The sequence below is a fragment of the Haloarcula pelagica genome, from assembly GCF_030127105.1.
In the GTDB taxonomy this organism is placed as follows: Archaea; Halobacteriota; Halobacteria; order Halobacteriales; family Haloarculaceae; genus Haloarcula; species Haloarcula pelagica.
Window position 1 is genome coordinate 809,600 of the sequence record NZ_CP126161.1, and the last position, 20,699, is coordinate 830,298.

The following is a 20,699-nucleotide window of genomic DNA, read 5'->3' on the forward strand; positions in this document are numbered from 1 at the left end:
CTATAGCTGCAGGCAGCGGGAGAGTGGTACATAAACGTTTCGTCGGGATCGGACGGACAAAACCGCCCCCGTCTGGTGGTTTTCGATATCGGCGGCCGGGCGACCGGCGCGCGCTCCGTTCCCCCCGTTCGTGGCGTAACACGGGCGTCGATGAACTGCGTCGTTCGCATAAGTTATGGCGATGATGACGGTGACGTGCGCACACCGACGAATCAAAACTATCGAGTAGTCGGCCGCCATTGGAGGAGATATGAACTACCTCGTGGCGATGGAAGCAGCCTGGCTGGTTCGTGACGTAGAAGACATCGACGACGCGATCGGCGTTGCCGTGAGCGAAGCGGGGAAGCGCCTCAACGAGGCCGACATGGACTACGTCGAGGTCGAGGTCGGCGCCACCGGCTGTCCGGCCTGTGGCGAGCCGTTCGACTCGGCGTTTATCGCCGCCGACACGGCGCTGGTGGGGCTGGTCCTGGAGATGGAAGTGTTCAACGCCGAGTCGACCGAACACGCCCAGCGGATCGCCAAGAGCGAGATCGGCGGTGCCCTCCGTGACGTGCCGCTGAAGGTCGTCGAGTCCTTCGAGACCGAGACCGACGAGGAGAGCGAAGCCGAGGCCTGAACCGGCCGCCGGTGGCTTTTTGTATTACCATGGGTTATCGATCGTATGGACCTACCGACATCAGCCGATCTGCGGGAGCGGCGGACCGAACTCGATCTGACCCAGAGCGAACTGGCCGACAGGGCCGACGTGTCACAGCCGTTGATCGCCCGGATCGAGGGCGGTGACGTGGACCCGCGGCTCTCGACCCTTCGCCGGATCGTCAACGCCCTGGAGGAAGCCGAGGGCGGGATCGTCCGCGCCCGCGACCTGATGAACTCCCCGGTCCACAGCGTCGAGCCCGACGACTCGGTCCACAACGCCAAGGAACTGATGGACGGGAAGGGGTTCTCGCAGGTCCCGGTCGTCCGTGACGGCTCCCCGGAGGGGCTGATCGGCAACTCCGACATCCGCCAGCGCGACGAGGAGAACGTCGGCGAACTCCCCGTGGCCGAGGTGATGCACGAGTCGATCACGACGGTCGAACCGGACGCGACCATCGACACCGTCGACGACTACCTCAACCACAACGCCGCCGTGCTCGTCGTCGAGGACGGCCAGACCGTCGGCGTCATCACCGAGGCCGACATCGCCCGGACGGTCAGCTGAGTAGCCGTCTCAGCCACTCACTCGGTCAGTTCGAGCCCGCGAATCGCGACCGCCTCCTCACCCTCGGTGACTTCGCCGACGATCCGTGCGTCCTCGCTGTCCTCGACGACGGCTTCGGCGTCCGTTTCCGGAAGCGCCGCCACGAATCCGGTGCCCATGTTGAACGTCCGGTGCATCTCCTCGTCATCGACGTTCCCCGCCTCCTGGACGAACTCGAAGACCGGCTGGGCCTCGAAGGGGTCGGTGATCTCGTAGCGCTTCTCGCCCATCCTCGTGAGGTTCGTCCAGCCGCCGCCGGTGACGTGGGCGGCAGCGTGGGTCTCGTGAGCCCGGAGCGTCTCCAGTACGTCCGTGTAGATCCGGGTCGGTGTCAGCAGTTCCTCGGCGATGGTTCGGTCGGGCGCGGGCGGGAACGGATCGGTGTACTCGTGGTCGCGGGTGACCGCCTCGCGGGCGAGCGTGAGGCCGTTCGAGTGGATACCCGAGGACGGCCAGCCGACGATGGCGTCGCCGGCCTCGGCCTCCCCGGGGAAGACGCCGTCTTTCGGCGCCAGCCCGGCACAGGTCCCGGCGATGTCCAGGCCCTTGATCACGTCGGGCATCACCGCCGTCTCGCCGCCGACGAGCGCGACGCCCGCCCGCTGTGCACCCTCGCGCAGGCCCGCACCGATTTCCTCGCTGGTGGCTTCGTCCGGCGTCTCGACGGCCAGATAGTCGACGAACGCGACGGGTTCGACCCCAGTGGCGACGAGGTCGTTGACGTTCATCGCCATGCAGTCGATGCCGATGGTCGAGTAGTCGTCGACGGCCTCGGCGACGAGCAGTTTCGTGCCGACGCCGTCGGTCGCCAGCGCGAGGTACTGCTCGCCGATGTCGACCAGGCCCGCGTAGTCGCCCTCGAACTCGCCGGCGGCGCCGATCAGCGCCATCGTCGCCGCCTCGCTCTCGTCGATGTCGACGCCTGTCTCGGCGTAGGTCAGTCTCTCCTCGTCGGGATCGTCGTCCGCAGGCTCGTCGGCTGTCATGTCCGAGAGGGTGCGGGGCGCGGGCAAAAGCCCATCGTTCCGTCAGAGCACGAACAGCGCGCCGAAGCCAAGCAGGATCGAGGGCACAGCTACGGCGACGAACACGCCCGTGTTCCACTCCCGTACTTTCCGACCGTCCAGCGGGCCAAAGGGGAGCATGTTGAACCCGGCCAGCAGGAGGTTGATCTGGAGGCCGCGGCTGGCGAGTTCCCAGAGGAACCCGCCGACGCCGCTGGCGGCGAAGGCCAGATACGGGACCAGGAAGACGACGGCCAGCCCGATGTTCGTCACCGGCCCGGCCAGCGCGATGAGGCCGTTCTCCTTGAGCGTGATCCGCCCACGGTGGACGACGGCGCCGGGCGCAGCGAACAGAAAGCCCACGAGCGCGCCGACGATAGCGAACCCGAGCATCCGGTAGTCGGCCTTGAACGCGGCGACCTGTCCGAACCGGACCGCAACGATCTTGTGCGCGAGTTCGTGCAACAGGAAGGCGACGCCGACCGTCAAGAGACTGACGACGAGCGTCTGACCGATTGTACTGAGCGGAACTCCGGCGGCGGTCCCCAGCAATACGCCGGTCAGTTGTGGCTCCAGCAGGAGCGTAAACGCCAGCCCGAGCGCCAGCCAGGCGATCGCGAGATCCCGGATCTCCTGGTCGGAGAAGGTCAGGTTCACCGTACCACCCCCCAGAGGAGGTCGGCGCTGTTCCGGGCGCCACGGACCATCAGCCGAGCGACCCCGTCGACACCGCCGATCTCCTGTGAGAAGTAGGGCAACAGGACCGTCGCGAACAGGAAACTGGCGATCATGCTACCGATGTTCGTCAACGCGACGATCATGATAAGCCGGAAGAGTGGCACCGAACGCAACCGCTGTATCAGATCGAGGATCGGCGACTCCTCGTCGGCGAGGATCTCGTTCAGCGTCGCGATGTCGCCGACGTTGACCGAGATGTACCGCAGTTCGACGTAGCCGGCGAACCACCCCGGCGCCAGCAGCGGGTTGACGCTCGTCATCCAGGCGACGCCGCCGCCGACGAGCGAACTCGTCCAGTGGGCGCCGGCGAGCCGGGCCAGCGCCGCGGCGATGACGCCGTTGATGAGGAACCAGGCGCCAAAGAGCCGCAGGAGAAAGGCGTCGTTGACGCCGGCCATCACCAGCAGGACGAAAAAGACCAGGAAGCCGAGCGTCATCGCGTAGCCGAGGAGTTTGTACACCGAGAAGCGCCCGCCGGAGGTAGTCCCGGTGAGCGACTCCATCGGCGGGAGTTCCTCCGGGTTCGCCAGGTATCGCTCGATCCCCTCCCTGTGTCCGGCGCCGACGACGGCGACCACGTCGTAGCCGGCCTCACGCAGACCGACGAGTCGGTGGGCGATGTAGGCGTCGCGTTCGTCGATCAGCGCCTCCGCACCGCCCGGCGAGAAGCGCCGGAACTCTTCCATCATGGCGCTGACGACATCGGTGTCGGTCAGTTGCTCGATGTCGAACTCCTCGATGTCCTCTTCGCTGTGGAGTTGCGTGACGAAGGCGGCGATGGGGACACCGATGGCGGCGGTCATCAGGACGCCGACGAGGACCGTGTTCAGAACGGACGCGAGCGGGCCCGCCACCGCAGTCGACACCAGAACCGGCCAGCCGACGACGCCGGAGACGACGGCCGCCATCACGCCGAAGACGGCGCCGATCGTGAGGCCGACCGTCAGCGGCGGCCCCAGTTCGGTCATGAGACTCCCGACCAGTTTCAGTTTCTCGACGGCGGTGAGCCGCGACCAGAACCGCTGGACGGTCGTCTGGATGTTCCGGTCGACGAGTGCGACACCGAGACCGTGTTCCTCGGCAGTCTCGATGGCGGCCTTCATGTCGGCACCGGGTTCGATGTCGAACCGGTCGCCCATGCGGGCCTGGATGTACGAGAGCATCCAGTAGGCGAGAAACTGGAAGACAGTGTTCCCGCGGAGGAGATCACTGGCGTCGAGGTCGTCGGGCGTCTCGCCCTGCATCTGGCGGTAGCGCCCCTCGTCGAGTTCGACGGCGACGATGTCCGGTCGGTCCTCGGTGATGCGCTCCCGTACTTCCTCGACGCTGTGCTCCGAGACGTGGGCGGTACCGACGACACGGACACGGCCCGCGCCCGACGGCTCCGGTAGCTCGTCTGCCACCGACTCCGCGTGTTCGGTCATCAACCGCTCTACACAGTCGGGTCCTTTACCGTTGTCGGGACACAGCAACGCTCGGAACTAGGGGACAGAGCGCGCTCCTGTTACATAGGCAACATCAGTTCCGGTTCGGAGACATGCCGGTGGTCGCGCGCTGTCGTCTCTCGATAGCTGGTGTTTGGATTTATCCGTCTCTCTCTGAGAACTACCAGACGTTATCGGATAACTAGTTAGTAAGTAACTAACTAGTATACCATGAATATTGATGTGTACGGAGCGAAAACTGTCCGGCGGAGAATGTACGATCTGACCGGATTCCAACGAGATCTGCTGTACGTAATCGCGGGTCTCGACGAACCACACGGATTGGCGATCAAAGAGGAGCTAGAGACGTACTACGAGGGCGAGGTCAACCACGGTCGACTCTACCCCAATCTCGACACGCTCGTCGAGAAGGGACTCATCGAGAAAGGGGAACTCGACCGTCGGACGAACTTCTATACGCTGACAAAGCGTGGTCGGCGTGAACTGGACGCACGCAACGACTGGGAAGCGCAGTACGTCTCGGCGTAGCGGACGGGACACGACTGCTGACTGTTCTGCCGACAGCGAGTGTGCCTGACCGTCGGGAACCGGCAGCGACGGCAAGGTTATATCAGGCTGCACGAAAACCCTGAATCATGGTGCGTCTTCGCGGTCGGTGGTCGGACGCATGAGCGACGACGACTCGACAGATCAGGACGACGACTGGTTCGAGGAAGCCATCGAGGGAGCGGACGACGAGGGCGGCGAGTCGACCGACCAGGTTGCCACCGGTGAGGCGCCCGGCCCGTCCGACGGGGTGAAGGACGATCCCGAGGATACGCGCGACGAGACAGCCGACACCGGTGGCAGTGACAGCCCCTTCGGCGATAGCGACGGTGGAGACAGTCCGTTTACCGACAGCGGCGGCGGGAGCCCGTTCGACGACAGCGGGGAGGAGAGTCCGTTCGACGACGATAGCGGTGGGAGCCCGTTCGACGACGACAGCGGACGAGAGAGCCCCTTCGACGACGATAGCGGGGACGACGAGGGCGGCCTGTTCGACGACGATTTCGCCTCGGCGTTCGATTCGGCCGGCGGCGACGGGGACGGGAGCGGGGAGTTCGAGAACGAGGACTTCGACTCGGAGATCCCGCGAATCGACATCGGGATCGAGGGGCTCGACCGGATGATCCAGGGCGGAATCCCGGAACGGCATCTCGTCGTCACGATCGGATCGGCCGGGACCGGGAAGACAACGTTCGGCCTCCAGTTCCTGCATCACGGCCTGGAGATCGGCGAGAACTGCATCTACATCACGCTCGAACAGTCCTACGAGTCGATCATGGACACGGCCAGCGACCGCGACTGGGAGTTCGAGCGGTACGAGGAGGACGGCCAACTGGCCGTCGTCGACTTGGACCCCGTGGAGATGGCGAACAGCCTCGACAACATCCGGGGGGAGTTGCCGACGCTCATCGAGGACTTCGACGCCGACCGACTCGTCCTCGACTCGGTGTCGCTGCTGGAGATGATGTACGACGACCAGGCCAAGCGTCGCACAGAGGTGTTCGACTTCACGCGGGCACTGAAAAACGCCGGCGTCACGACGATGCTGACCTCCGAGGCCAGCGAGGACAACCCCTACGCCTCCCGCCACGGGATCATCGAGTACCTGACCGACGCCGTGTTCATCCTCCAGTACGTCCGGTCGGAGACCAGAGAGACGCGGCTGGCCGTCGAGATCCAGAAGATCAGGAACGCCAACCACTCACGGGAGACCAAACCCTACGAGATCACGATGGACGGCATCAGCGTCTACCAGCAGGCGAACATCTTCTGAGCGGCGGTCAGACTGCGGCCGCCGCGGACGGTTCGGTCTCGTCGGCTCGCTTCATCACGTCGTTGTACCCGCCGGCCCACAGCTCTGCGGCGACGATGTAGGCGTAAAACGAGAAGAACGGCCCGATGATCGCGCCGAGGCCGGGCACGACGTTGAGGACGCTGACGGCGATGCCGGCCGCGAAGAAGATCCCGACCGAGATGAGCCACGGGACGGCGTAGTCCGTCGACAGTGCCAGTTTCCGGAGCGCGCCGATGTCGAAGGCGGCGCCGAGGCTGTCCTCACACGCGAAGTTGACGACCGCCGCGACGGCGAAGTAGCCGAAGATCAGCGAGAGGATCCCGGAGACAACGAACCCACCCAGGAGACTCGCGAGACCGAGCCCTGCGCCGGCGTCGGTCCCCGTCAGAAAGCCCACGATCGCCGTGCCGACGGTGAACGCGAACACTGCCAGCGGAATGAGCATGTACACGAACCCGATCACCGTCGCCTTCAGGCCGTCTACCAGCAGCTCACCCCACTCGTCGAACACCGGTGGTTCGGTCGCGCCTGCCGCCCGTTCACGGACCGCCCGGACGACGTAGCCGCTGACCAGGATCCCCGGAACGATCAGGAAGCTGAACAGCCCGAGCAGGCCGCCGATGATGATCGTCTTTATCCAGTCGTCACTCTCCATCGGGTACGTAAGTGAGTCTTCACTGAAACTCATGTTACGAATGACTACTGTACACGCACATAACCTTTTGTGTCGTGTCAACGAGACACATCGGCACGACCGACAACAGTTAACTCACGCCCGTTCGAGTCGGCCGGTATGGTTCTGCTAGTCCCTTTCGACGGGTCGGATCTGTCGGAGTCAGCCCTCGAACGAGCGACCGAATTCGCCGCCTACCGGGACGAGGAGGTGCTCGTGTTGAGCGTGGTCCCCGAGGCCCCCGAGTTCGCGCTGGAGCGGGGCTGGCTCAACGCCGACGAGACGTTCAGCACCGAGTTGATCGCCGACAAACTCGAAACACAGGCCCGCGAGATCGCCCCCGACGCTCGCTTCCGCTGTGAGGTCCCCGAGGACGTGAGTTCGATGGCGTCGCTGACGACAGACGTGGTCCGGACGATCCGCGCCGTCGCCAACGAGGTGAACGCCTCGATCATCTTCATCGGGAGCGAGAACGCCGGCCGGGTATCTACCCCGGTCACGAGTGTCGGCGCGCCGGTCTCTGAGGACCCCCAGTACGACGTGCACATCGTCCGGCACGCCTGAATCGGGACGGCCGACTGTCGTCGGACGACAGCCGGCTCAGCGAACGACCGTCACCGGGACCGTCGCCCGTCGGACGACGATCTCCGCGACGCTGCCCAGGAGGATCCGCGAGACGCCCGATCGGCCGTGACTCCCCATCACGATGTGGTCGATGTCGTGGTCGTCGGCGTAGTCGACGATGGTCTTCGTCGGCCGACCGACCTCCAGAGCGTGCTCGGTGTCGCCGCCGCCGGCGGTCCGGATCGTCTCGTCGAGTCGGTCGAACAGCTCCTCGGCGCTGCTCTCCTGTTGCTCGTACCACTGCTCGGAGAAGGAGGGGACCGACGCCTGTGCGCTGTAGCCCGCCTCAGCGGGGTTGATGACGTGTAACAACACCAGCGTCGCATCGGGGAACTCCTCGGCGGCGAACTCACAGGCGTGTGCCGCGCCGTCGGAGCCGTCGACAGGAACGAGGATGCGCTTTCCCATACAGTACGTGGTCACGCCGTCGGGCTTGAATCTTCGGCTCGACTCACTCCAGTTCCCCGAGGACCCGCAGGACGAGCTGGAGGATGTGGATGAACACACCCATCACGGCGACGTAGATGCCCACGGCGTTGAGCAGGTCGCTGGCGTACTGGTCGGTCTTGACCGCCCAGATCTCGTAGACCAGGTCGGCGAGAAAGCCCAGGAAGAAGCACACGCCGGCCACGACGACGAACGCCGGCGCGACGAAGTACGCGACCGCACCGATGACGAACCCGCCGCCGAAGCAGACGTACGAGTACATCCGCCAGCGCGAGAAGTCGTGGTCCGTTTTGAACACGACGACCGCGGCGGCGGCGGTGATGAGCCCCGTGATGACCGCCGTGATTCCCAGGGCCGGCGCCCGGAGGGCGGACGGCGCGAACAGCAGCAGCGCCGCCCCGAAGAGGCCGTACCCGGTCTGGATCAGCGCCACGCCGGCGCCCGCCAGGGGTAGACTCCCGCTCCCGGTTCCTTTCCCCGCCAGCCAGTAGCCGCCCCCGACAGTCACGAGGAAGACGGCGATACCGACGAAGAAGTTCGAGAACAGCGCCGCCCCCAGTTCCGCGACGGGCGTGTACGAGAGCGCGAGCATCAACAGGACGTTGACGACGACGAGCGCGGACGCGATACCCACGACCTTGTTGACGTTCGTCGTCGCTGTCGGCTGTGCACTGATCGATCCGTAACCGCCGGACTCCGCCATAGTCGGTTCGCTCACTCCCACCGCACTTGTAACTTAGTTACTCGTGGGCGACTCACTCCTCGTCGCCGAGCAGTCGAGTAGCGAGTCGGACGCCGTCACGCCCGGACTTCCCGCCGTAATCGCTCTCGTATCTTCGTGCAGGGCTCGGGGGCACGGAGCGCTCGGGTGTCGGCCGAACCGGCACAGCGGCTATGTCGGCCGCGCCGAAACGGGTCCCATGGCACTCTCGCTGGCGCCGGGACTGGTGGTCGGCGTGGCCCTCGTCGTGCTAGTCGCCGGGGCAGTCAACGGCGTCGCGGGCTTTGGCTTCGCCGTGGTCGGCACGATGGCGCTGGCGACGGTACTGGACCCCACCGTCGCGGTCGTGTTCATGATCGTCCCCATCCTCGTCGTGAACGTCTCGCTGGTCCGTGAGCTCTCGCCGACGGAGTTGCGGACGTGTAGCCGTCGGTTCGGCCCGCTCCTCGCCGCGGCCCTGCTCGGGACCGTACTGGGGATGGTCGTCCTCGATCGGCTTCCCGAGGCACCGCTTCGGGTCGGGCTCGGACTCGTCGCGCTGGCGTTCGTCCTCAGCGTTCACCGCCGGGTCCCGACCCTCTCGGCCCTGCTCGGTCGGGCGACGATGGAACGGCCGGGCGCGATGGTGCTGATCGGCGGACTCTCGGGGGTGCTCTTCGGCGGGACCAACGTCGGCGTCCAGTTGGTCGCCTACATCCGGAGTTTCGACCTCACACACGGGCTGTTCGTCGGCGTGGTCGCGCTGGTGTTCCTGGGCCTCAGCGCGATCAGGGTCGCTGCAGCCGGGGCGCTTGGCCTCTATCCGGACGCGACCGTCGCGCTCGCGTCGCTGGCTGCTGGTGTGCCGGCCGCGGCGGGCGTCGCCGTCGGACGCCGCCTTCGGAGCCGTATCGGCGACCGACTCCGACAGACGGTCGTCCTCGGCCTCCTGACCGTGATCGGCGTCCGCCTCGTCGCGAGCGGCCTGGGTGTCCTGTGAGCGTCGCCGAGACCCGGACAGCCGGGAGAGTTACGTAGCTGTCACGTCTACGAGGAGACGATGCACCACTGCACCGCGACAGTCGACGGCTGGGCCGACGGGGCGACCGACAGCAACCCGTCACCGGAGGGGCGTCGATGACGGCCTACGAACCCGGCGGGGACGCCGTCGACCGGATCGTCGACAGCATCGCCGAGACGGCGACGGAAGTCCGCGAGGGGCTCGCCAGTGACCGGACGGCGAAGGTCGGGACCAACCCCAGCGGCGAGCGCCAGGAGGCCGCCGATGTCCGCGCCGACGAACTGTTCGAGGACGCACTGCTTGCCCACGACGAACTCGGGACCTACGCCAGCGAGGAGCGCGAGGATCTCGTCGACGGCGGCGACGGCCCCTATCACGTCGCGCTGGACCCGCTCGACGGCTCCTCGAACCTCCGGTCGAACAACGCCATGGGGACCGTCTTCGGGATCTACGACGCACCGCTCCCCGCGAAGGGCCGCGACCTAGTCGCGGGCGGGTTCGTCCTCTACGGCCCGATCACGACGATGGTCGTCGCCCGCGACGATGTCGTCACCGACTACCTCATCGAGGGCGAGACGCCCCAGGTCCTCAGTGACGACATTACGCTCCCCGACGACCCCGACATCTACGGCTTTGGCGGGTTCGTCCCCGACTGGCCCGAGGACTTCACCGCGTTCGCCCGGGAGATCGAACAGGAGCTAAAACTCCGCTACGGCGGCGCGATGATCGCCGACATCAACCAGTTGCTCACCTACGGCGGTATCTTCGCGTACCCCGGGCTCAAGAGCAACCCCGACGGGAAACTGCGCCTCCAGTTCGAGGGCAATCCCATCGCGTTCGTCTTCGAGGCCGCCGGGGGGGCGTCTTCGGACGGCACACAGTCGATGCTCGACGTGGAACCGGACGGCTTCCACCAGCGGTGTCCGCTCCACGTCGGCAACACGGAGCTGATCGAGCGGCTCGAAGCGAGTCTCGACTGAGCAGTCCCGCCTCACTCCCGGCCGTGACGGGTCACACACGTCGAGAGGCCGATCAGCTCGACGGGTTCGGAGTTGTCCGGCGAGTACACCACCCGCTGGCCTTTCTCCATGTAGGGCACCTTCGATTCGAGGTTCGACGGGATGTTCACCGCGGAGATGGCGTCGTCGTCGCCCAGGTTCAACACCATGGTCGTGTTGATCTGTTTGAACACCGAGTCGGCGATGTCCTGGGGGTCCTGGGTGATGAGATACAGGCCCAGTCGCTCCTTGCGGCCCTGCTTTGCGGCCTCGGTGAACTTCCCGATGACCTTCCGTGCCTGGACGCTGTCGGCGTCGGTCAGGAAGTTGTGGGCCTCGTCCATCCCCAGGACGAGCGGTGTCTCCTTGATTCGGTCGTAGGTCGGGTCGTTCGAGAGCTTCTGGTCGATGAGCAGGCTCGACACCGCGAGCACCACCGTCGAGGCCGTCCGGGAGTCCGAAAGGTGATACGTCGGGATGACCGTCAGTCCGCCGGCCCGGACGAACTGCGAGATCTGGTCGGTGATCGGGCGGGCGTCCTGGTCGAAGACGGCCCCGAACCCGCGCACACGACGCTTGACCGCGTCGAAGGTGGCCTCGTGTACGTCGCCGGCCTCGTGGAGTTCCTCCTTGAGCGCCGGGTCGTCCAGGAAGCTCAGGAACTCGCTGTAGGTGCCACTCGACCCGTACTGGCGCTGGAATCGCGGGAGAAAGGTGTTGACCAGGGCGCCGTACTGGTTGTCGTTCAGGCTCGACCCGGCGATGAGCCAGGGGTTGTCGTACACGAGCGAGAACGGGACGGTGAACTCGACCTGCTCGGCGCGGTGGTGGCTGGCGCTGTAGTCGGCGCCGGCGACCTTCGGGACGAACGCGATGGTGTCGTCGTAGCCGCCCGTCGCGACCCCCTCGCGTTCGCAGCGGCGGGCGAACTCGTCGGTCATCGCGGGGTTGTCGTCGTGCATCTGGGCGTACTCGTCCTGGGGGTCGAACTGGACGACAGCCAGTTCCGGCGAGCGCCCGTCGCCCATCTCGTAGGTCCGCCCGAGGTACTGCCGGAGGACGTTCTTCGAGGCGTGGGTCTTCCCCGACCCGGTGCCGCCGGCCACGAGCGAGTGCCGGAACACGAGCGGGTCGCCGTCGTCGTAGCTGTCTTTCAGCCGGTAGTCGATGGTCGGCGGCTCCGCGGCGGTACGGACCTTCTCGCCGCCGACGGAGAGGTGGCCCAGGAAGACGCCGTCCTCGGGGATCTTGAGTCCGGTCTTGATCTCGGTCTTGTCGGTGGCCTCGCGGACGACCGTCTCCGGTTTCGGGACGCGGTCGGTCATCCGGCGTTTGAGTTCGCCACCGTCCGAATAGAGTACAGCAACGGGCTCCAGTTCGGCGATGAACTTGAAGTCCTGTTCGTCGATGCCCTGCTCGCGCATCGCCCGCCGGGCGTGGATCTCTGTGGCGTCGTCGGCCCGGAACTCCTGGGCGTACTCCAGGGCGGTGATCCGGCAAAACAGCCGCTCGCCGTCCGGATAGGGCACGAGGAGGTACTTTCCGAGCCGGACCGCAGAGCGGTTCGCGGCGGTGACGTAGGCGAGCAAGAGTGACTCGTCGTCCTCCTCGCTGATGCGCAGCCCGTTGGCGGCCGAGAGCACGCCCAGCCCGCTGTCGGGGTCGGCCGGCGAGACGTTCATCGACTCGAAGTCGGCGTCGGCCCCGTCGTCGGGTTCGGCGCTGTCGGCTGCGGTGTCGAAGGAATCGGCCGCGTCGTCGTCGGCCGCCTCGGACGGCCCGTCGTCGTCGGCGTCGAAGTCCGTGAAGTCCCCGAGATCTGACATAGCTCCATCGACGGCGGCGGGGGACTAACGCCTTTCCCTGGCGAGGGAGCGGCGGACCTGTCCACCCAGCGGCTCGTCCGGGCCGGAACTGGAAGCCTTACCACGGAGGACGCCGGAGCACGGGTATGAACCGGGTGCGGGTAGCGTCGTTCAACGTCCGCTACGACGCCGCCAAAGACGGGACCGACAACTGGGCACACCGACGCCAACTGGTCGCCGGGACGATCCGCTATCACGCGCCCGCCGTCGTCGGCGTCCAGGAGGCGATGTCCCATCAGCTTCGGGAGCTTCAGGCGATGCTTCCGGCCTACGACTGGGTGGGTGATCCACGCGACAGCGTCGCCGTCGGCGGCGAACACACCGCCGTTGGCTACCGGACCGACCGCTTCGACTGCACGGCGACCGACACCTTCTGGCTCTCGGAGACCCCCACAGAGCCGGGCAGCGTCGGCTGGGACGCGGCGTACCCGCGGGTGGCGACGTGGGCCCGCCTGGACGACGGCGACCCGCTCCTCGTCGTCAACACCCACCTCGACCACGAGGGCGAGCGGGCCCGCCGGCGGGGGATCGATCTGGTGCTCGAACGCCTGGACGGCATCGTCGACGGCGAACCGGTCGTGTTGCAGGGCGACTTCAACTGCGTCGTCGGTGAACCGGCGTACGAACGCGCGGCGGGCCACCCCCTCGCCGACGGCCGCCGGCTGGAAGACACGCGCGGCCTGGCCGACCACCGCCACGGACCGACGACGACGCGAACCGACTTCCACGACCTGCTTCCGGGAATGGGGATCGACCACGTGTTCGTCACCGACGACCTGAACGTGGCGAGCCACGCCGTCTGCACCGACCGGGACGACGACCGCTATCCCTCGGACCACCTGCCAGTGGTCGTCGACATCGATCGCTGACGCCGCGTCGGAGAGACCCTTTTGCCGCTGGGGCGCCTACAGAGGGTATGCTTCTCATCCGCGGGTCGGCCGGCGGCACCGGGCTGACCGGGACCCTCTACGAACCCGGCGACTCACCGCCGTCGTTCAAGGGTGCGCCCGACGGCGGCGCACCGTACGTCTGGGTGTGTGACGCCTTCTACGAGGTCGAGAGCGGCGGCCAGACCCAGACGATCGGCGGCCGGGAACTCAACGTCGCCTTCGAGTCGCCGATGCCACAGGAGTTCGCCGACCGCGACAGCGCCATCGAGGCGGCCAAAGAGCACGTTCGCACCCAGTTCGCCCGGCTCGGCGTCCCCGAGGCAGCCGTCGACGTGACCGTCATGCAAGCCGAGGAGGCACAGTAGTCCGACGCCGGGAAGGCAGACAACAGCGCGGTCGACGAGACCCACCGCCCGGAGCGGCGGTGTCCGCCGTGCCCCGACGAATCCGATCGGCGCGACGTATAACAGATTCTATCGAAACAGGGATTATTACGACAGATTCGTTCGCGGGTTTTGGCGAACAGCTATACCCGGCAACAGCGTTGTACTGAGCAGCAATGTCAGAGGCACACAGACAGACCCGGTCGGTGACGCACACGGTGATCAGCGCCGTGGCACGATACGAGGGCGTCGACCCGGCTTCGCTGACGCCACCGCTGTTCGATGTCGTCGACCCCGACGCGCTCGACGCGCTATTTGCCGACAGGTACGTCGGTACCCCCGGCCTACGGTGTGCGTTCACGTACCGCGGCCACCGGGTCGAAGTCGAGTCGAGCGGGTCCGTCACCGTTCGTGACTACGCGGCCGAACCGGGGGCGGCCGGGAGCGCCGACACCGTCGAGAGCTGAGTCAGAACGCTTCCTCGACCGCGCCCCAGCGCAGGTCGTCGTAGCCTCGCTCCCGGTCGGTGTCGAAGGCGCGCTCGATTCGCCGCGTGAGTTCCTCGCCGCCCTGCCGGTCGATACCGGCGAGTTCGTCGGCCTTCGAGACAGCCAGCGGCGGTCCCTGTTCGGCCGCAACGTCGTGGAGCACCTGACGGGCGAGTCGCTCCCGACAGTCCGAGTCCCTGGTGAACGCGTAGGGTGCCTCGACGCGGAAGACCAGGTCGTTGCGCGGGTCGTAACAGACGAAGAAGGTGACTTCGTAGGCCTCCGGGTCCAGCTCTCGCTCGATCCCTAACGCGTCCCCGTCGGCGGCCATGACACCGTCGGTGCCGGCCCGCGAGCGGAACCAGTTCGTACAGGTCAAGGCGTCGGTCCGCCGGTCGCCGTCGTCGTCGCGCCGTTCGAGCACCCGCCGGAAGAAGGCGGTGTCGTCGACCCACGGGGCGTTCGTCTTGCGGCGGACGGCGCGGGTCAGCGCCTTCGTCGAGGAGTTCTTCACGAAGCCGATCAGCGGGACATCCCGCTCGACGAACCGTTCGACGAGTTCGACGTAGTTGCCGACGACGGTCTTCGGGCGGTCGTCCTCGGCCAGCAGGTCTGCCAGTTCCGTCTCGCGGTCGGCCCACCGCAGGAGGCCGGTCGGATAGATCGGCCCGTCGAGGACGAACAGGTCCTCGACCATGTCGGCGTTCGTCAGCGCGTGTTCGCTCTCGGCGAGATACAGCGCCAGCGCGTGGACGACCCGCTGCTCGTAGCGGTCGACCTTGGGGGCGTTGAGCACCCGGCGTTTCGCGTAGCCGCGGTCGTCGACGGCCCAGTCCTCGGACAGCGAGACGGTGGCGTCGTTGGAGTGGACCGCCATGATGATCGTGCGGCCGCGGTGGAGTTCGACATCCGAGGGGACCGCGCTCATGGCCGCCTGGGCGACATCCAGTACCAGCCCGTTCTTGAACGTCGTCGGGTTGATCGTCCCCGAGTCCAGTCCGTGCTGGGTCGGGAAGGGCGGGTCGGTCAGCGCGATGTCGGCGATCGGGACCTTCCGGCGGCGCCGGTCGCCCATCGGGACCAGGATCTCGGTCCCGTCCTGATACAGCGGGTCCAGAAACTCCGCCCACACCCGCTCGGCGGCGGCGTCGTGGTCGCTCGTCTCGACGGTCTGGCGCACCTGCCGGGCGAGGTGGGCGATACCGTCGACGTGTACCGGGTCCAGAGTCATGCGGGGTGGTTCGACGGCGGGGACGTAAGGGTTTGGTAGGCAGGCTTAGGGGCCGGCGGCCCCTCAGCGGGCGACATGGGATCGAGTGGCTGGTGTCACAGGCATCGCCGGAGGTCGTGACGTGCTGTTCGACATCCTGTTCGTCGGCGTCGCCGTCCTGGCGCTGTGGATCGGCGCCGGCCAGTTCGTCGCCGGGGCGAGTCAGGCGGCCCGCCGCCTTGGTGTCCCGGGCCTCGTCATCGGGCTGACCGTCGTCGCCTTCGGGACCTCGGCTCCGGAGTTCGCGGTGACGCTCGACGCCGCGCTCTCGGGGCGGCCGGATGTCTCCGTGGCCAACGTCGTCGGCTCGAACGTCCTCAACCTGGGCTTTATCCTCGGCGGGACCGCCCTGGTCCGGGCGTTGCCCGTCGGGCGTGACCTCGTCCGCCGGGACGCCACCTTGCTCGTCGGGACCACGCTCCTGTTGCTCGTGGTCGTCCGTGATCTCCGCGTGGGCCGCGGGGACGGGATCGTCCTGTTCGGCGTGCTGGTGACGTATCTCGCAGTGTTGGCCCGTGCCGGAACGACGGGACCGGGTGAGGCGACCGAACCTTCGAGCGCGACCTTCGGCTGGCTCGATCTCGGTCGGTTGGTCGGCGGGCTGGGACTGGTCGTCGGCGGCGCACACCTGCTGGTCGGGTCCGCGGTCGACATCGCGCTGACGGTCGGCATCTCCGAGTGGGTGATCGGCGTGACCGTCGTCGCGGCCGGGACCTCGATCCCGGAGTTCGCGACCTCCGTCGCCGCCGTCCGTCGGGGCCGTGTCGGCATCTCCGCCGGGAACATCGTCGGGAGTTGCGTGTTCAACACGCTCGGTGTCCTCGGGCTCGCGGCCGCGGTCCGGCCGCTCCCGGTCGCCAGCGCGGCCGTCGAGACGACGCTGTGGCTGCTTGGGGTGACGGTGCTGGTAGCGGTCATGTTCTACACGAACGAACTGCTCTCACGGGTCGAAGGCGCCGTGCTGGTCGCGCTCAACGCCGTGAACTGGGTGTTCGACCTCCTGCTCTACGGCTGATCACTCCTTGCCGGACTGCTCGCGCAGGAGCTTGTCGATCGCGTCGGCGATCTCCTCGTAGGAGTTCATCGACAGCCCGTCGGTCGTGATGAGCACGCCCTGGCGCTCGGTCGCCACCCGCAGGAGGTAGCCGTTCTCGAAGGCCCGAACCGTGAACCGATAGTCGCCCAGTTCGGACTCCTGGTAGGCGTTCTCGGTCTGTTTGTACCCCTGCCACTCGTGGCCGACGAAGTCGTTGAGGTCGGCGTCCTGTTCGAGATCGCCCCGCAGATAGAGCTGCTCGTAGTTCGCGCGAGTGAAGTAAGTGACAGAGCGCAGCGAGTCGCCGGTCGCCGTCCGCGCGGTCGTGACGATACTGTCGGCGAGCTCGTCCGAGAGGATATCCGGGCTCATAGGCGGACCGAGACATCCCACCCTATTAATATCGATGTTCCCGGCACCTGCGACGCTCGCCGGGAGTCCGTGACCGAAGCCCTCTTTTGAGTCTCCCGCGAGGGTCCAGGCATGCAAGTCGGGCTCGTCATCCTCGACGGCTGGGGGCTCAATCCGGACGAAGACACGCGGGACGCCGTCGCCGCGGCCGAGACACCGAACTTCGACCGCTACTGGGCGGCCGGCGCCCACTCGACGCTCGAGACCCACGGTCGCCGGGTCGGCCTCCCGGAGGGCCAGATGGGCAACTCCGAGGTCGGTCACCTGAACATCGGGGCCGGCCGGGTCGTCAAGCAGGACTCGGCCCGGGTCTCCGACAGCATCGCCCGCTCGCGTGGCGAGAGTCCGCCCGACGACGACGCAGAAGACCCGCCGTTCTTCGAGAACGAGACGATCCGCTCGGCGTTCGAACACGCCGAGGCCACCGACGGGCGCGTCCACTTCATGGGGCTGGTCTCGGACGGCGGCGTCCACTCCTACCAGGACCACCTCCACGCGTTGATCGAACTGGCCGGCGAGCGTGGGACCGACGCCGTCACTCACGCCTTCACCGACGGCCGGGACACCTCACCGACCGGCGGCGAACAGTACCTCACCGAACTCGAAGCCCACGCCGACGACCACGGCACGGGCCACGTCGCCACCGTCTGTGGCCGCTACTACGCCATGGACCGGGACCAGAACTGGGACCGGACCCGCCGGGCCTACGACGCCATCGTCGACCGGGCGGGCGACCACCACACCGAGGACGCCGTCTCCGCGGCGACCGACTCCTACGAGCGGGACACGACCGACGAGTTCATCGAGCCCACGACCGTCAGCGACCACGCCGGCCTGGCCGACGGCGACGCGGTGATCTTCTTCAACTTCCGTGCCGACCGCGCCCGACAGCTCACTCGGATGCTCGGGGACATCCGCCCCGAGGACTGGGGGGCCGACACCTCGCCGCCCGAGATCCGGCTGGTGACGATGACCGAGTACGACGCGACCTTCGGCGTACCCGTCGCCTTCCCGCCGAACCAGCCAGAAGACGTGCTGGGGGAAGTGCTCTCGGAGAACGGCCGCACGCAGGTCCGCCTGGCCGAGTCCGAGAAGTACCCCCACGTCACCTACTTCCTCAACGGCGGCCGCGAAGTGGAGTTCGAGGGCGAGATGCGCCAGATCGTCGAGAGCCCGGACGTGCCGACCTACGACCGCCAGCCCGAGATGAGCGCCCCCGAGGTGACCGACACCGCGATCCAGTTCATCGAGGACGAGGACCCCGACGCGATGGTGCTCAACTACGCGAACCCGGACATGGTGGGCCACACCGGCGACTTCGACGCCGCCGTCGCGGCCGTCGAGGCCGTCGACGAGCAACTCGGTCGCCTCGTCGCCGCGATCAACGCCGCCGGCGGGCACGTCCTGCTCTGTGCCGACCACGGCAACGCAGACGATATGGGGACCGCCGAGGACCCCCACACCGCGCACACGACCAACCCCGTCCCGTTCATCTACCTCTCGCCCGACGGGACCGCCGACGGGAAGACTGCCCGCGAGGGCGGCACGCTGGCCGATCTGGCGCCGACGATGCTCGCGCTCATGGGTATCGAACAGCCCGCGGCGATGACCGGCGAGTCGCTCGTGGAGTGAGACGGGCTACAGCGACCGCCGAGAGACGTAGCGCGGCGGTACCCGGTCGGTGGTGTAGGTCGCCGTCCCGCGTTTGACGATCTCGTGGCCGTCGGCCCGCATCGACTCGGCGTCGACGACCAGCACCACGGGGTCCTCGGCGTGGCGTCTCCCGACAGCCTGTGCCTCTTCGACCGTCTCCGAGAGGTGGACCTTCTGGCGTGACATCGGCCGCAGTCCCTCCGCCATGATCGGGTCGACGTGTCGCGGTGCGGTCCCGTGATACAGCGTCTCTGGCACCGGCGTCGGCGCCGACGCCAGATCGACCGGGACCGAGTGGCCGTAGGCCGCCCTGATCCGCTGGACGCCGCCGGCCTCGTCGCGCTCGAACCGACCCTTCGGATCGGTCGCGACGACGCCCTCGACGTGCTCGCGGGTCGCCCAGTCGTACTTTCCTTCGACGGCAGCGACCAGGTCGGCGAGCGGCGTCCAGCCGGCGTCGTCGAGGTCGATACCGGCGTCGTCAGGGAAGTGGCGTAACGCACCGCTGAGGAACTTCGAGAGGCGGCGGCGACGGCTCGCGTCGAGGACCTCGCTGCCGGACTCGTCACAGACCGGACAGGCAGGCCCCTGGTGGTAGCCGTGGGTCTCGCAGACGAAGATCGGGTCCGGCATGGGTGCCGCTTCGAGCAGGGTGCGGAAAACTCGCTCGGTCAGTGCTGGAGTTCGTCGCCGGTCTGGGACAGTTCGTAGCGGATCGCCAGCACGTCGAAGTGGTCGGCCAGGTCGTCCCGGGTCGCGCGGATCTCCTCGGGGTCGCCGGGCGGGAACTCCTCGGCGAGTTCGATCGCCCGGTCGAGATCGTCACGCGCACTCGACAGCAGGTCGTAGGCGACCTCCTCGTTGCCGGCGTCCCACTCCCAGTCGCCGGCGGTCCGGCGCTCGCGGGCCGAAGCGAGCCGCGCCTCGATCAGTTCGCCGAGGACCGTCTCGATCTCCGTGCGGGCGGTCTCCTCACCGCCCGCGAACGGCGTGCCCTCGCCGCCGACCAGCCCCGCGACGACGCGGTAGCTGTCGAGCGCGTCTTCCAGCGCCGAGGCCCGTTCGCCCGGCTCCTCGATGCCACCCGCCCGTTCGTGGGCCTCTCGTGCGGCGGTCAGCGGGCGCCGGGCGACGGTCGTCGCCAGGTCGTCGGCGGCGGCCAGCCGGCCTGTGCCCCCTCGTCGTCGATGTCGTGTGTGGTCGCCACGTCGGTCGCGTCCCGGAACCGCTCCCGGGCCGTTCGGATCCGGTCGTAACTCGCCTCGTACTGCCGGTCGTCGAGCGACCGGCGGGCCTCCGCGAGGAGGTCCTCGCCGCGGGCGACGTGGCGGTCCCGGACGAGCCGGAAGAGCTCGGTTTCGAGCCGGTCGATCCGGTCTTCGACGCCGTCGACGGGGGCAGCGTCGGCCCCCTGACGGGCCGTCTCCAGCGCGGTTTCGGCGTCGGCTCGGTACCGATCGAAGGCGGTCCAATCGGCCGAGTCGAGCGCGTCGGCGAGCGCGTCACAGTGCTCGGAGAGCGCGTCGAGCGCGGTCCGGACCTCGCTCCAGACGCCACAGGCCTCCCGGAGGAACTCGGCGACCTCGTCGATGTCGGCTTCGCGGGCGGTGAACTCCCAGGTCACGCCGGCCCCGGTCTCGAACCGGAGCCGTGCCGTCAGCAGTTCGGCGACGGCGTCGGCCGTCTCGATGTCGGCGTAGGGCAGCGACGCCGCGTAGTCGCCGTCGGTGCGGTCCGCGTCACCGACGAGCAAGAGCGCGCGCCGGTCGGTCAGCGCGGCGACGGCACCGCAGTCCTCGCCCGACGTGACCTTCGTCGTGTCGCCGTCCTCGGTCCGTTCGACGCCGACGCGACGGTTTGTCAGCACGTGACACAGCCGCTCGTCGCTCCCCAGATACGCGTCGAGCTGTCGCTGGTCGAGAAGGTCGTCCACGTCGCTGGCGTTCCCCTGGAGTGACAGCCCCATG

At 67.5% G+C, this 20,699-nt stretch carries 23 protein-coding genes; 12 read left to right on the plus strand and 11 right to left on the minus strand.

Annotated features, from left to right (window positions below; translation table 11 throughout):
• Nucleotides 1-250: 250 nt before the first annotated feature.
• Together P1L40_RS04315 and P1L40_RS04320 are read left to right on the plus strand one after the other, a co-directional pair.
• Nucleotides 251-619, plus strand: coding sequence for a DUF555 domain-containing protein (locus tag P1L40_RS04315; protein ID WP_284010085.1), 369 nt, complete (start codon nt 251-253; stop codon nt 617-619).
• Between the two features lie 45 nt (nt 620-664).
• On the plus strand, nt 665-1,207 hold the full coding sequence (locus tag P1L40_RS04320) for a CBS domain-containing protein (RefSeq protein ID WP_284010087.1): 543 nt from the start codon (nt 665-667) through the stop codon (nt 1,205-1,207).
• 17 nt (nt 1,208-1,224) lie between these two features.
• On the opposite strand, the gene purM is transcribed toward P1L40_RS04320, so the two are convergent.
• Genes purM through P1L40_RS04335 form a run of 3 tightly spaced genes read right to left on the minus strand, consistent with a single transcriptional unit; the run spans nt 1,225 to nt 4,412 of the window.
• On the minus strand, nt 1,225-2,232 hold the full coding sequence (purM, locus tag P1L40_RS04325; protein ID WP_284010088.1) for a phosphoribosylformylglycinamidine cyclo-ligase: 1,008 nt from the start codon (nt 2,230-2,232) through the stop codon (nt 1,225-1,227).
• Between the two features lie 42 nt (nt 2,233-2,274).
• Nucleotides 2,275-2,907, minus strand: a complete 633-nt coding sequence (locus P1L40_RS04330; RefSeq protein WP_284010089.1) for a site-2 protease family protein — start codon at nt 2,905-2,907, stop codon at nt 2,275-2,277.
• On the minus strand, nt 2,904-4,412 hold the full coding sequence (locus P1L40_RS04335) for a TraB/GumN family protein (protein WP_284010090.1): 1,509 nt from the start codon (nt 4,410-4,412) through the stop codon (nt 2,904-2,906). The genes P1L40_RS04330 and P1L40_RS04335 overlap by 4 nt, the downstream gene beginning before the upstream one ends.
• Nucleotides 4,413-4,685: 273 nt before the next feature.
• Between P1L40_RS04335 and P1L40_RS04340 the strand changes: the two genes are divergently transcribed.
• Both P1L40_RS04340 and P1L40_RS04345 read left to right on the plus strand, forming a co-directional pair.
• On the plus strand, nt 4,686-4,961 hold the full coding sequence (locus P1L40_RS04340; protein WP_284010091.1) for a PadR family transcriptional regulator: 276 nt from the start codon (nt 4,686-4,688) through the stop codon (nt 4,959-4,961).
• Nucleotides 4,962-5,100: 139 nt separating this feature from the next.
• The gene (locus P1L40_RS04345; protein ID WP_284010093.1) at nt 5,101-6,252 is read left to right on the plus strand and encodes a KaiC domain-containing protein; all 1,152 of its coding nucleotides are present in this window, start codon (nt 5,101-5,103) and stop codon (nt 6,250-6,252) included.
• Between the two features lie 7 nt (nt 6,253-6,259).
• Here P1L40_RS04345 and P1L40_RS04350 read toward each other — a convergent pair whose 3' ends face one another.
• On the minus strand, nt 6,260-6,961 hold the full coding sequence (locus P1L40_RS04350) for a DUF4013 domain-containing protein (protein WP_284010094.1): 702 nt from the start codon (nt 6,959-6,961) through the stop codon (nt 6,260-6,262).
• A 105-nt stretch (nt 6,962-7,066) separates the two neighbouring features.
• Here P1L40_RS04350 and P1L40_RS04355 point away from each other — a divergent pair, with 105 nt between their 5' ends.
• Nucleotides 7,067-7,510, plus strand: coding sequence for a universal stress protein (locus P1L40_RS04355; RefSeq protein WP_284010095.1), 444 nt, complete (start codon nt 7,067-7,069; stop codon nt 7,508-7,510).
• Nucleotides 7,511-7,546: 36 nt separating this feature from the next.
• Here P1L40_RS04355 and P1L40_RS04360 read toward each other — a convergent pair whose 3' ends face one another.
• Both P1L40_RS04360 and P1L40_RS04365 read right to left on the minus strand, forming a co-directional pair.
• Complete coding sequence (locus tag P1L40_RS04360; RefSeq protein WP_284010096.1) at nt 7,547-7,978, minus strand: universal stress protein; 432 nt, start codon at nt 7,976-7,978, stop codon at nt 7,547-7,549.
• Between the two features lie 43 nt (nt 7,979-8,021).
• Nucleotides 8,022-8,720, minus strand: coding sequence for a hypothetical protein (locus P1L40_RS04365; protein ID WP_284010097.1), 699 nt, complete (start codon nt 8,718-8,720; stop codon nt 8,022-8,024).
• A gap of 217 nt (nt 8,721-8,937) precedes the next feature.
• On the opposite strand from P1L40_RS04365, the gene P1L40_RS04370 reads away from it, so the two are divergent.
• A complete protein-coding gene (locus tag P1L40_RS04370) occupies nt 8,938-9,717 on the plus strand; it encodes a TSUP family transporter (RefSeq protein ID WP_284010098.1) in 780 nt (259 codons plus the stop codon).
• A gap of 137 nt (nt 9,718-9,854) precedes the next feature.
• Entirely contained in the window at nt 9,855-10,718 is an 864-nt protein-coding gene (locus P1L40_RS04375; RefSeq protein ID WP_284010099.1) for a class 1 fructose-bisphosphatase, read from the plus strand.
• Between the two features lie 11 nt (nt 10,719-10,729).
• Here the strand turns inward: P1L40_RS04375 and P1L40_RS04380 are convergent, their stop codons facing one another.
• A complete protein-coding gene (locus P1L40_RS04380) occupies nt 10,730-12,562 on the minus strand; it encodes an ATP-binding protein (protein ID WP_284010100.1) in 1,833 nt (610 codons plus the stop codon).
• Nucleotides 12,563-12,687: 125 nt separating this feature from the next.
• Between P1L40_RS04380 and P1L40_RS04385 the strand changes: the two genes are divergently transcribed.
• The 3 genes from P1L40_RS04385 to P1L40_RS04395 all read left to right on the plus strand — a co-directional run bounded on the left by P1L40_RS04385 (nt 12,688) and on the right by P1L40_RS04395 (nt 14,341).
• Nucleotides 12,688-13,470: an endonuclease/exonuclease/phosphatase family protein gene (locus P1L40_RS04385; protein ID WP_284010101.1), complete on the plus strand. Its 783-nt coding sequence runs from the start codon at nt 12,688-12,690 to the stop codon at nt 13,468-13,470.
• A gap of 47 nt (nt 13,471-13,517) precedes the next feature.
• Nucleotides 13,518-13,856 (plus strand): DUF7113 family protein, encoded by a 339-nt coding sequence (locus P1L40_RS04390; protein ID WP_284010102.1) that lies wholly within the window; start codon nt 13,518-13,520, stop codon nt 13,854-13,856.
• 194 nt (nt 13,857-14,050) lie between these two features.
• Nucleotides 14,051-14,341 carry a HalOD1 output domain-containing protein gene (locus tag P1L40_RS04395; protein WP_284010103.1) on the plus strand — a complete coding sequence of 97 codons (291 nt, stop codon included), beginning with the start codon at nt 14,051-14,053 and terminating at the stop codon, nt 14,339-14,341.
• Nucleotide 14,342: 1 nt separating this feature from the next.
• On the opposite strand, the gene P1L40_RS04400 is transcribed toward P1L40_RS04395, so the two are convergent.
• Nucleotides 14,343-15,593: a DNA double-strand break repair nuclease NurA gene (locus P1L40_RS04400; protein ID WP_284010104.1), complete on the minus strand. Its 1,251-nt coding sequence runs from the start codon at nt 15,591-15,593 to the stop codon at nt 14,343-14,345.
• Between the two features lie 85 nt (nt 15,594-15,678).
• Here P1L40_RS04400 and P1L40_RS04405 point away from each other — a divergent pair, with 85 nt between their 5' ends.
• The gene (locus P1L40_RS04405; protein WP_284010105.1) at nt 15,679-16,647 is read left to right on the plus strand and encodes a sodium:calcium antiporter; all 969 of its coding nucleotides are present in this window, start codon (nt 15,679-15,681) and stop codon (nt 16,645-16,647) included.
• Here P1L40_RS04405 and P1L40_RS04410 read toward each other — a convergent pair whose 3' ends face one another.
• Nucleotides 16,648-17,040, minus strand: coding sequence for a DUF7522 family protein (locus P1L40_RS04410; protein ID WP_284010106.1), 393 nt, complete (start codon nt 17,038-17,040; stop codon nt 16,648-16,650). It lies immediately after the preceding gene.
• A gap of 111 nt (nt 17,041-17,151) precedes the next feature.
• Here P1L40_RS04410 and gpmI point away from each other — a divergent pair, with 111 nt between their 5' ends.
• The gene (gene gpmI / locus P1L40_RS04415) at nt 17,152-18,711 is read left to right on the plus strand and encodes a 2,3-bisphosphoglycerate-independent phosphoglycerate mutase (RefSeq protein ID WP_284010107.1); all 1,560 of its coding nucleotides are present in this window, start codon (nt 17,152-17,154) and stop codon (nt 18,709-18,711) included.
• A gap of 6 nt (nt 18,712-18,717) precedes the next feature.
• On the opposite strand, the gene P1L40_RS04420 is transcribed toward gpmI, so the two are convergent.
• Together P1L40_RS04420 and P1L40_RS04425 are read right to left on the minus strand one after the other, a co-directional pair.
• Nucleotides 18,718-19,365 carry an RNA 2'-phosphotransferase gene (locus P1L40_RS04420; protein ID WP_284010108.1) on the minus strand — a complete coding sequence of 216 codons (648 nt, stop codon included), beginning with the start codon at nt 19,363-19,365 and terminating at the stop codon, nt 18,718-18,720.
• A 481-nt stretch (nt 19,366-19,846) separates the two neighbouring features.
• Nucleotides 19,847-20,698: a hypothetical protein gene (locus P1L40_RS04425; RefSeq protein ID WP_284010109.1), complete on the minus strand. Its 852-nt coding sequence runs from the start codon at nt 20,696-20,698 to the stop codon at nt 19,847-19,849.
• Nucleotide 20,699 lies beyond the last annotated feature (1 nt).